This window comes from Pseudarthrobacter sp. B4EP4b, from assembly GCF_006680095.1.
Lineage (GTDB): Bacteria > Actinomycetota > Actinomycetes > Actinomycetales > Micrococcaceae > Arthrobacter.
The window spans coordinates 1-11,133 of record NZ_VHIJ01000039.1 but is presented as its reverse complement, the minus strand read 5'-3'; the positions used below and the strand labels follow the sequence as shown (position 1 = coordinate 11,133).

Below are 11,133 nucleotides of genomic sequence, written 5' to 3'. Positions count from 1 at the left end.
CCCTATGCCTTCTGAACAAACCACCCTCGAACTCCTCACGGCCACTCACCGGCCCCACGAGCGGGCCCTTCAGCTCCCGCTCATGAGCAATAGGGAAGACCAGCACAGCAGATGGCGGCTCACCAGCCAGTACATCGAATGCGGCGGCCGTCCGGCCGTACCGGTGTCAGGCGAAATCCACTTCAGCCGCCTCCCCAGGACCCGTTGGGAAGACCGGCTGCGGCTGATGAAAGCGGGCGGCATCACCGTGGTGGCCTGCTACATTTTCTGGATCCACCATGAGCAGACCGAAGGTAGGGCCCGTTTCGACGGCAACCTGGATGTTGCCGCCTTCGTCCGGCTGTGCGCTGCCCTGGATCTGGACGTGGTCCTGCGCATTGGGCCCTGGGCGCACGGCGAGGCCCGCAACGGCGGCTTCCCGGACTGGGTCCAGGGAGCCGCCGTCGAACACCGCACGAACGATCCCGCCTATCTGGCGCTCGTGGAACGCTGGTTCAACCGCCTCGGCACGGAGCTGGCGGGGCTGACCGGGCCGGAGAGCAACGTCATCGGTATCCAGCTGGAAAACGAACTGTACGACCAGTCCGGACACATCAGCGAGCTCAAGAGGCTCGCCCGCGAAGCCGGACTGAGCGCGCCAATCTGGACCGCCACAGCCTGGGGCGGGGCGGACATCCCCGAGGAGGAGGTCCTGCCGGTCTTTGGCGGCTACGGCGACGGCTTCTGGGTGGACGCTGACGCGCCCTGGGATCCCACCTTCCGGCAGCACTACTTCTTCAGCCACCAGTGGGATGACCCCGGCATCGGCGCCGACCTCCGCGAGCATTTCTCCGGCAGTGGGGCAGAGCCGCCCCGGTCGCCGTCGGCCCTCTACCCGCCCGCCACCTGCGAGCTGACCGGCGGCATGGCCACCGCCTACCAGCGCCGGCCGTGGCCCACGGGCAAGGACGTGGCCGCCGTGGCCAACAACAAGATCGGCAGCGGTTCCGGCTGGCAGGGATACTACATGTTCACGGGCGGAACCAATCCTCCCGGCGGCCTGCAGGAATCCCAGGCAACCGGCTACCCGAACGATCTTCCGGTGTTCGATTACGATTTCCACGCACCGATTGGCGCCGCCGGCAGGCTCGCACGCAGCTTTGCACTGCTGCGCAGGCAGCACGCGTTCCTGGCTGCGTTCGGCCACCGGCTCTCCCCGATGCCGTCCACGCTGCCGGACCGGGTGCCCGCCGGTGTGGAGGACTCCGAGACGCTCCGCTGGGCGCTGCGCTCGGATGGGGCGGCCGGGTTCGTGTTCATCACCTGGCACCAGCCCCACGTCCCGCTGCCGGATCACGGCGGCGCGCAGTTCAGCCTGTCACTGGAGGCGGTAAGGGTGACTTTTCCCCAACAGCCTGTCACCATCCCGGCCGGCACCATCGCTGCGTGGCCGGTCAACCTCGACATTGCCGGAGTCCGCCTAAGGTGGGCCACGGCATCGCCGCTCACCCTGCTCGGGCCCGAATCGGCACCGACCTTGGTCCTGGCAGTCGAAGCAGGCATCGAACCGCAGCTCTGTTTCCCTGAAGGAACAGTCCTTGAGGGGGCGGCTGCCGCCCTGGGCGGTAACGCCTACGCCGCCGATCCCACCACGACAGCCACTCTGACGGCGCGGTCCTCGGGCAGTGAGCTGAACATCCTGGTCCTGCCGGCTGAACTGGCGGATCAGGCCTGGGTCCTGGATACAAGGCGCGGAAGGCTGCTGGTCCTGTCGGCCGATCCGCTCTGGACCGGCGGGGACGGACTCCTGGCCGGAAGGTCGCCGGGATCACCTTCGATCCGTCGGTACTCCGCAGAGTCCCGCCGGTTCGAGGATGTGCGGACCTCCGCGGCCGACCCGGAAACGACGCGCCAAACCCTCACTGCCGAACGCATCCGGGCCGCGGCGCCCGTCCCCGATTCCTTCGGCTCCCTTGCCGGCCGGGCGGCCGCTCCCACGGACAGGGACATGGACGAAGGTGCAGAGGTCTACCGGCTTGAGCCGACGGCGCCCTTCCCGGCGGGAGAGGGGCACGCGGAGCTGGAGATCGCCTGGGCAGGAGACGTCGCAAGGCTGCTCGTTGACGGCACAGTGGTTGCCGACCGCTTCTGGGACGGTTCCCCCTGGGTCATCGAAACGCACGACGCCGGAATCGGCCCCGGCGCTGAGGTCCTGCTTCAGGTCCTTCCCCTGCCGAAGGGCGCGAAGGTGGGGGTGCCGCAGGCGGCCCAGCGCAGGCGCGATGATGCCGACGGCGACCTGGCGGCCCTGGACAGCGTGGAACTGATCCACTGGGCCGCGTGGCAGGAGGAGCCTGCCTGAGTCATCCTGTCCGCCATAGTATGGACGTTTGGTGACGGAAGGAGCGGGTGTGGAACGGGCAACGGGGTTCCGGAACCAGCGGCTTGTGGTGGTGCCGCGGCCGCTGGTCCGCGAAGCACTCGCCCGTCCCGTCACCCGCCGGCTGCTGGTCACCGACGCCGGAGTCTTCCCCCTCGCTGAGGCCCACGGCCGGTACCGTCCCGAGGGCGCGCAGGAAACCATCGTCATCCTCTGCGTCGCGGGAACCGGCTGGGTGGAAACACAAGGTGCCCGGTTCGACGTCGGCAAGGGCACCGCCGTCGTGCTTCCCGGCGGTACGGGGGAGGCACATGCATACGGTGCCTCCAGGGACGACCCCTGGACTATCTGGTGGTGCCACGTCCGCGGCTCCGACGCTGCCGAACTCGTCGCCGAGTCGGGCGTCCGTCCGGACCGTCCCGTTATTCCGCTGGTGGCCGTGGACAGGCTGACGGCCATGCTGGACGAGATCATCTCGGCCCTGGAACAGGAACAGTCGCCGGCCCGGCTGGTGGCCACGGCCGGGATGGCGTGGAAGCTGCTGGCCACCCTGGCCGTGGACCGCCGCGTCCCCGGGCAGGGCACGCCGCTGCAGGAAGCCATGAAGTTCCTCGAGGACAGGGTGGACGGCACAGTCCGGCTGTCCGATCTGGCGGCGCTGGTGGGTGTATCGTCCTCACAGCTGAGCAAGCTTTTCCGGGAAGCGACGGGCGGGGGAGTGCTGGCCCACCACACAGCGCTGAAGATGGCGCGGGCACGGCTCCTGCTGGACACCACGGACCTGACGGTTGCGGCGGTGGGGCGAGAGGTGGGCGTGGCTGACCAGTTCTACTTCTCCCGGCAGTTCCGGCGGCTGCATGGCATCAGCCCGCGGGCCTACCGGGCCGAACGGAAGGGCTGAGCGGGTTGCCCGGGATCGGCCAAACATGTGGGGACAATAGGTTCCATGGCTGAAACTGAAGCGGTGACAACCCACGATTCGACCGTTGAAGCATGGACCCAGGCCCTTGCGGAGTCGAAGGGCTCCCCGGGAGGCGGTGCCGGGACCGGCGTGATGCTTGCCATCGCCGCATCGCTGACCTCCATGGTGGCCGGCTACACCGAACCTGGCGAAGAGCAGCGGAAGGAATTGGCGGACGTCCACGCGCGGGCGTGCACGTTGCGCCGGACCGCGCTTGAACTTGCCGACGGCGATGCTGCCGCTTCCGAAGCGTTTGGCGCCGCGTTCCGCCTCGAACCGGGGCCGCAACGTGACGATGCCATCCGGCAGGCGTCGGTGAACGCCGCCCAGGCATCGGCAGTGCTGGGCGACCACGCTGTCAAAGCCATTGAAGACCTCGGCTGGCTTGCCGCCAACGGGAACCCGGCCCTCATTGCCGATGTAGTGGTCGCGTTCGGCGCCCTGCGGGCAGCAGTGACGGGGGCCCGCACCAACGTCAGTTTCGACCTCGCCACCCTGCGGTCCGCCGGCGCCACACTTGAAGAGATCCGTGACGGGCAGCCCGTTCTGTGGGCAACGGTCCAGCAACTCAACTCGGCAGTCGAACGCATAGACGAACTGACGGCGAGCGTGGACCACCGCGCCGCGCCCACCGACACGGACGCCGTTCAGGACGCTGTGTAGCAGCCCGCGGCACGCTGGGTTAGTGCTGATTAACCGGTTTCCGTGCTGATCCGCACTAAGCTCCCTCGGGTAACAACGTGGCACTCGATGGAGAGGTAGTTCCTGTGGGAAACACAGTCTTGACGGAAGGCGCAACTGAAGAACAGGGCCTGGCCCGGGTTGCCCAGCGGATGGCGGCCTGGACCGAAAAGTGGTTCCCGGATGCCTACGTCTTCGCCCTGGCCGGCGTGGTGATCATTGCCGCCGCGGCCCTGGCCATCGGGGCCTCACCGCAGTCCATCGCCGATTCCTTCGGCAACGGCTTCTGGGACCTGACCGCCTTCACACTGCAGATGGCCATGGTGGTCCTCACCGGTTACGTGGTGGCGACGTCCCCTCCGGTGGCGAGGCTCATCAACCGGCTGGCGCTGATCCCGGCTACGGCCCGCACGGCAGTGAGCTTCGTGGCACTGATGTCCATGTCCGTATCGTTCCTGAACTGGGGCCTGAGCCTGATCTTCGGCGGGCTGCTGGCCAGGGCGATTGCACGGCGCAAGGACCTCACGGTGGACTACCGGGCGCTCGGCGCGGCCGCGTTTATGGGCCTTGGCGCCGTCTGGGCACTGGGCCTGTCCTCTTCAGCCGCCCAGCTGCAGGCCACCGCCGCCTCGCTGCCTCCTGCCCTGCTGAAGATCACTGGAATCCTCGACTTCAGCACAACCATCTTCACCTGGCAGTCCCTGCTCACGCTCGTCATCCTGATGGCACTGACCACGGTGATCGCCCATTTCTCGGCACCCCGCGGCGGCGCCATCCGCACGGCGGAGGATCTCGGCGTCGACCTCGACGACGAACCCAGCGAACCGGCTCCGCGGTCCCGCCCGGGCGAATGGCTCGAATACAGCCGGATCCTGCCCATCCTTGCCGGCATCCTGACTCTCGGCTGGCTGGTCTCCCAGTTCCTGACCAAACCGTTCCTCACCGTGGTGAGCAGCCTGAACGGCTACCTGCTGGTGTTCCTGATCCTGGGCCTGGTGTTGCACGGGACACCGCGGAACTTCCTGCAGGCCGTCACCAAGGCCGTCCCGGCCACAGCCGGGATCCTGGTCCAGTTCCCGCTGTACGCGGCCATGGCAGCAATCCTGACCAAGGCCACGGGCCACGGCGGCATGACCATCTCCTCCCACCTGGCCGGGTTCTTCTCGGACATCGGCGGCAACGGCGCGTTCGCCGTCGTGATTGCCCTCTACACGGCCGTCCTGGGGCTGCTGGTACCGTCCGGCGGCGGAAAATGGCTGGTGGAGGCGCCGTACGTGATGCAGTCCGCCACCGACGTGCAGATGAACCTTGGCTGGACCGTGCAGATCTACAACATCGCCGAGGCGCTGCCGAACCTCATCAACCCGTTCTTTATGCTGCCGCTGCTGGCGGTCCTCAGGCTGCGGGCCCGCGACCTGGTGGGCTTCACGTTCCTGCAGTTTGTGTTCCACCTGCCGGTGGTGCTCCTGCTGGTCTGGCTCCTGGGGATGACGTTCGAATTCGTCCCGCCGGTGATGCCTCCGGGGCAGTAGGGAACCACCCTAGCGGCGGAGGGCCGCGACGGCGTCCGCCAAGGGCATGTGCAGTGCCGGACCGTGGCCGGGAAGGATCACCGATGCTTCGACGCCGGCCAGGCGGTGCGTAGATTCGAGGGCAGCCGCCGGGTCCGAGTGGTACATGGGGTGGAGCATCTGCGGTCCGGTCTCCCGGCTCAGCGGATGGCCACTGACGAAGCAGTCCCCGACGGCCACGGCGCCCGCCATCGTGAGGTGGATCGCGGAGTTCCCGGGTGTGTGTCCCGGCACCGGCATGGCTTCGGGCCGGCCTGGCAGGTTCCGGAGCGTTTCCCTGTCCCAGGCACTGGCCTGCGTTGCCGGCTGTGCCTTCAGGGCCCCGGACCGGATGACGTGGAGCAGCCAGCGGAAAACGCGCGGGCGCCAGGCACGGACCATAACCTGGCCGAACGTGACCTGGTGCTTTTCCTTGCCCTGGACATGGGCGAGCTCTTCCGCCGCACAGAGGACCGGCGTCCCGTAGGTGCTGGCGAAGTAGGCTGCGGAGCCTGTGTGGTCCACGTGCCCGTGGGTGATGAGTACGGCCCGGGCGTCAGCTGGCTCCAGTCCCAGGTGGCGGATTGACGCCAGGACCAGGGGCCGGTCCGAGGGGTAGCCGGTGTCGATGAGCATAAATCCCGTCAGGTCGCGGACCACCACCCAGTTCGACGCAGGGCCCTGGACGTGATGGACACCGGGGGCCGGCTCGGACAGATGGTCTGCGGGCTGCCAGTTCCTGGCTGTGGAGTGCATGGTTGAACCGACCTACACCAGCGGCCACGGGTAGCGCATGCCGGTGGGGTCAGCCGGCAGGACGCCACTGCTCAATATGCGCTGAACCCGGCGCCGCAGCGCACGGACTTCGGCAGGGTAAAGCAGCTCCGCCACGTTGGAAGGAACTTCCTCGGCGAGCGGCGCGATGTCCACCAGCAGGGCGTCCGGGACCGGGTTCCCGGCAAAGTCCCAGATGACGGTGCGCAGTTTGAAGTCCGCCGAAAAGCACAGCCCGTGGTCGATGCCCCACACGCGGCCGTCGCGGCCCCGCAGCACATGTCCGCTTTTGCGGTCGGTGTTGTTGCTGATGACATCAAACAGCGCAATCCGGGCCAGGTCGCCGTGGGTTTGCGGCTCGTCCCCGTACAACGTGAAGTAGTGCTCGCGGTAGTCACAGGCCACAAACCACTGCAGCGAGCCGACACCAAGGGGCGGGTCATCGCGGATCACCGTAGGCGGCACCAGGCCCCACCGCAGGTATTCGCTCAGGAGGTAAGCAGCGCGCTCGCGCCGGTACAGCCCGGGCTCGAAGTCGGACAAAGGCCGTTCCCCGGACTCCGGTTTGTACACCGCATGGGCGGACTCCCCGTTCCAGGAAACCCGGACCAGGAAGGTGGCGTTGCTGCTGCGGGGGATGCGTGCGATGAGGTCCACCCGCCCTTCCGCCAGCAGCGTCAGTTCCCGCCCGGACACCGGCCGTCCCCTCGCTTTCTACCCCCGGTGATCACAGCGCCCTCAGCCCGCTCAGCGGCTCAGACGTTGAATTCACCATCAGCACTGCCGGCGGGTGGCCATCCTCATACTCGATGGCAGACACCGATCCCGGGCTGATCATGATCCGCTGGAACAGGTCCAGGTGTGTGCCCATGGCGTGCGCCACGGCCGCTTTGATGGGATCGGCATGGGAGAAACATACGACGACGGCGCCCGGGTGGGCCGCCCGCAGCGCCTCGAGTGCACCAACCATCCGCGCCTGCATCTGGGTGAAGCTTTCCCCGTTGGGAAAACGGAACGTTGAGGGACTGTGCTGCACTCCCTGCCACTGTGGCAGGGCTGCGAGTTCGGCGAGCGGCGCGCCCGTCCAGTCCCCGAAATCGCATTCGATCAGCCCGTCGTCGTGATGCAGCGCCAAGCCGGCGCTGGTGGCGGAAGGAGCCGCCGTCTCGCTGGTCCGTTCCAGGGGCGAGGAGTAGATGGCGGCGACGGGCAAGCCCGCGAGGCGCTCCGACACCCGTTGGGCCTGGGCCCGGCCCCGCTCGGACAGGTGCAGTCCCGGCGCGCGGCCCGGCAGCACCTTCCCGGTGGTTGGCGTCTCCCCATGCCGGATCAGGAGAATCAGGGTGCGCTGGGCAGTCATCAGCACAAGAGTAGATGGGCCGGCGGGACCGCGTGCGATGATTCCTGGAATTTCCTCGATTCCCGGCAGGCCTGGGGCTACCGTGGAGTGGTGACTGATCGACCCGAAATCTTCACTGTTGGTGAATTGCGTGCAGCCGGGCATGTCCAGAAAGACCTGCGCCACGAAATCCGCGACAACCTGCTCGCCGCGCTCGCCGAAGGCCACGATCCGTGGCCCGGGCTGTACGGCTTCAGCCGCACGGTCATTCCCCAGCTGGAGCGCGCCCTGATCGCCGGCCACGATGTGGTCCTGCTCGGAGAGCGCGGGCAGGGCAAGACGCGGCTCCTGCGCACGCTGGCGGGGTTGCTGGACGAATGGTCTCCTGTGATCGAGGATTCGGAGCTGAACGAGCACCCTTACGAGCCGATCACCGTGCAGTCCCGGGCCCGCGCCCTCACCGAAGGGGACCGGATGCGGGTGGCATGGCGACACCGCTCGGAGCGGTACGTGGAGAAGCTCGCCACCCCCGACACCTCAGTCGCGGACCTGATCGGAGACGTGGACCCGATGCGCGTCGCCGAAGGCCGCCGCCTGGGCGATCCTGAAACCATCCACTACGGCCTGGTGCCCCGCTCCAACCGGGGGATCATCGCCATCAACGAACTGCCGGACCTCGCCGAGCGGATCCAGGTGTCGATGCTCAACGTGATGGAGGAACGTGACATCCAGATCCGCGGCTACGTGCTGCGGCTGCCACTGGATGTCCTGGTTGTCGCCTCCGCCAACCCCGAGGACTACACCAACCGCGGCCGGATCATCACGCCGTTGAAGGACCGCTTCGGCGCCGAAATCCGCACGCACTACCCCCTTGAGCTGGACGACGAGGTCTCGGTGATCCGGCAGGAGGGGCAACTGGTGGCCGACGTGCCGCCGGTCATCCTCGAAATCCTGGCCCGCTACACCCGGGCGCTGCGGCAGTCACCGGCGATCAACCAGACCTCCGGCGTTTCAGCGCGGTTCGCGATCGCCGGCGCCGAAACGGTGGCGGCGGCTGCACTGCGCCGGGCCAGCGTGCGCGGGGAAGGCGAAGCCGTGGCAAGGATCGTTGACCTCGGCACCGCGGTGGACGTCCTCACGGGCAAGATCGAATTCGAATCAGGTGAGGAGGGCCGGGAACAGGCAGTCCTCGACCACCTCCTGCGCACGGCCACTGCCGAAGCGGTGCGGGCGCACTTCCAGGGCATCGACATGGGCCCGCTGGTGGCCGCGCTGGACGGCCACCGGACAGTGACCACCGGGGACCATGTCACGGCGGATGAGTTCCTGGCCAACCTGCCGTCCCTGAACGGCTCGGGACTATACGACCAGATCAGCGGACGCCTGGGAGCGAAGAACCAGGGACAGCGCGCCGCCGCCATCGAACTTGCCCTGGAAGGCTTGTACCTCGCCCGCCGGATCTCGAAGGAATCCGACGACGAGGAAACCATCTACGGCTAGCCGGGCTGGAAGCAGTACCGCCGGTGCACAGCAGAGGAGGCGTCATGGCCAGCCACAACCACTCCGCCAGGTACGGCCGGTACACGGGCGGGCCCGATCCGCTCGCGCCGCCGGTTGACCTTGCCGAGGCGCTGGACGCCGTCGCCGAGGACGTGATGGCCGGGTACTCGCCGCGGCATGCGCTGGAGGAGTTCCTGCGCCGCGGCGGGCGGGACCGGGAAGGCCTGGATGACCTCGCCCGGCGTGTGCAGCAGCGCCGCAGCGAACTGCTGGGCCGGCACCGGCTGGACGGAACACTCAACGAGGTCCAGAAGCTCCTTGAGACAGCGGTGCTGGAGGAACGCAAGCAGCTCGCCCGCGACGCGATGATGGATGACAACGACCGGGCCTTCCGTGAGATGCAGTTGCAGAACCTGCCGCAGTCCACGGCGGCGGCGGTGAACGAACTGGCCTCCTATGACTGGCAGTCCGGGACCGCCCGGGAAGCCTACGAGCGGATCAAGGACCTGCTGGGCCGCGAGGTCCTCGACCAGCGGTTCGCCGGCATGAAGCAGGCACTCGAAAACGCCACGGACGAGGACAAGGCAGCCGTGGCAGAGATGCTGCGGGACCTCAACGGGCTGCTGGACAAACACCGGCGCGGCGAGGACACGGACCAGGACTTCCAGGACTTTATGGCAAAGCACGGCGACTTCTTCCCGGAGAACCCACAATCGGTCGAGGAACTGATCGACGCCCTCGCCAGGCGCGCCGCCGCCGCCCAGCGCCTCCTGCAGTCGATGTCCCTTGAGCAGCGCGAGGAGCTGATGCGGCTTTCCGCCCAGGCTTTCGGCTCACCGGAACTGATGGCGCAGCTGGACCAGCTCGATGACAGCCTCCGCGCCCTGCGGCCGGGTGAGGACTGGAACGGATCCGAGCGGTTCGAGGGCCAGGAGGGCCTGGGACTGGGCGACGGCACAGGAGTACTCCAGGACATCGCCGAACTGGACGGACTCGCCGACCAGCTGTCCCAGTCCTACAACGGATCCAACCTGGACGACCTGGACCTCGATGCCCTGGCCCGCCAGCTCGGGCAGAACGCCGCCGTCACGGCCCGCACCCTGGCCGGGATTGAACGGGCCATGCAGGACGGCGGCTACCTGCGCAAGGGAAGTGACGGCGACCTGCGGCTCTCCCCGCAGGCCATGCGGCAACTGGGCAGGTCCCTGTTGCGGGACACCGCGAAGCAGCTGTCCGGCCGGCAGGGGCGCCGGGACACGCGCACGGCCGGCGCAGCCGGCGAGCAGACCGGTTCCAGCCGGCCCTGGGAGTTCGGGGACGCCGAGCCCTGGGACGTCACCCGCACCATGACCAACGCGATACACCGCACGGTGGCCGACGGCGGCACGCCGGCCCAGGGACTGCGGCTCACCGCCGCCGACATCGAAGTCAGCGAAACCGAGGCACGCATCCAGGCCGCCGTCGTCCTGCTGGTTGACGTCTCCTTCTCGATGGCGGCCGAGGGGCGCTGGGTACCGATGAAGCGCACCGCCCTGGCCCTGCACCACCTCATTTCCACGCGCTTCCGCGGCGACCGCCTCGAACTGATCACGTTCGGGCGCTATGCCCGGTCCATGGACATCGCCGAGCTGACGGCACTGCCGTCGCGGCGGGAACAGGGCACGAACCTGCACCACGGCCTGCTGCTGGCCGGCCGCTTCTTCCGCCGGCACCCGTCAATGCAGCACGTCCTGCTGCTGGTGACCGACGGCGAACCCACCGCCCACCTGCTGCCCGATGGCGAGCCGTGGTTCTGCTGGCCCTCGGATCCGGAAACCATCCGGGTCACCGTAGCGGAGCTCGACCGGCTGGGCCGCGGTGGTACCCAAACCACGTTCTTCCGGCTCGGCAACGATCCCAGCCTGGAGCGGTTCGTGCAGCGCATGGCCCGGCGGGTGGGGGCCAGGGTGGTGGCGCCCGACGTCGGCGG

The 11,133-nt window shown here is 68.1% G+C and carries 9 protein-coding genes; 6 read left to right on the top strand and 3 right to left on the bottom strand.

Features of this window, described 5'->3' with window-relative positions; all coding sequences use genetic code 11:
- The first annotated feature begins 4 nt into the window (after nucleotides 1-4).
- The 4 genes from FNL14_RS13575 to FNL14_RS13560 all read left to right on the top strand — a co-directional run bounded on the left by FNL14_RS13575 (nucleotide 5) and on the right by FNL14_RS13560 (nucleotide 5,533).
- Nucleotides 5-2,341, top strand: a complete 2,337-nt coding sequence (locus tag FNL14_RS13575; RefSeq protein WP_142060838.1) for a beta-galactosidase — start codon at nucleotides 5-7, stop codon at nucleotides 2,339-2,341.
- A 49-nt stretch (nucleotides 2,342-2,390) separates the two neighbouring features.
- Nucleotides 2,391-3,260, top strand: coding sequence for a helix-turn-helix domain-containing protein (locus tag FNL14_RS13570; RefSeq protein WP_142060836.1), 870 nt, complete (start codon nucleotides 2,391-2,393; stop codon nucleotides 3,258-3,260).
- A 45-nt stretch (nucleotides 3,261-3,305) separates the two neighbouring features.
- The gene (locus FNL14_RS13565; RefSeq protein WP_142060834.1) at nucleotides 3,306-3,983 is read left to right on the top strand and encodes a cyclodeaminase/cyclohydrolase family protein; all 678 of its coding nucleotides are present in this window, start codon (nucleotides 3,306-3,308) and stop codon (nucleotides 3,981-3,983) included.
- 104 nt (nucleotides 3,984-4,087) lie between these two features.
- Complete coding sequence (locus tag FNL14_RS13560; RefSeq protein WP_142060832.1) at nucleotides 4,088-5,533, top strand: short-chain fatty acid transporter; 1,446 nt, start codon at nucleotides 4,088-4,090, stop codon at nucleotides 5,531-5,533.
- Between the two features lie 9 nt (nucleotides 5,534-5,542).
- On the opposite strand, the gene FNL14_RS13555 is transcribed toward FNL14_RS13560, so the two are convergent.
- The 3 genes from FNL14_RS13555 to FNL14_RS13545 are packed head-to-tail and all read right to left on the bottom strand — an operon-like array spanning nucleotide 5,543 to nucleotide 7,685.
- Complete coding sequence (locus tag FNL14_RS13555; protein WP_142060831.1) at nucleotides 5,543-6,307, bottom strand: MBL fold metallo-hydrolase; 765 nt, start codon at nucleotides 6,305-6,307, stop codon at nucleotides 5,543-5,545.
- 12 nt (nucleotides 6,308-6,319) lie between these two features.
- A complete protein-coding gene (locus tag FNL14_RS13550) occupies nucleotides 6,320-7,021 on the bottom strand; it encodes an SCO1664 family protein (RefSeq protein ID WP_142060829.1) in 702 nt (233 codons plus the stop codon).
- Nucleotides 7,022-7,052: 31 nt separating this feature from the next.
- Nucleotides 7,053-7,685: an MSMEG_4193 family putative phosphomutase gene (locus FNL14_RS13545; RefSeq protein WP_142060826.1), complete on the bottom strand. Its 633-nt coding sequence runs from the start codon at nucleotides 7,683-7,685 to the stop codon at nucleotides 7,053-7,055.
- A gap of 90 nt (nucleotides 7,686-7,775) precedes the next feature.
- Between FNL14_RS13545 and FNL14_RS13540 the strand changes: the two genes are divergently transcribed.
- Nucleotides 7,776-9,164, top strand: a complete 1,389-nt coding sequence (locus FNL14_RS13540; protein WP_142060824.1) for a sigma 54-interacting transcriptional regulator — start codon at nucleotides 7,776-7,778, stop codon at nucleotides 9,162-9,164.
- 44 nt (nucleotides 9,165-9,208) lie between these two features.
- The coding region (locus tag FNL14_RS13535) for a VWA domain-containing protein (protein WP_142060822.1) at nucleotides 9,209-11,133 on the top strand (1,925 nt) is incomplete at its 3' end.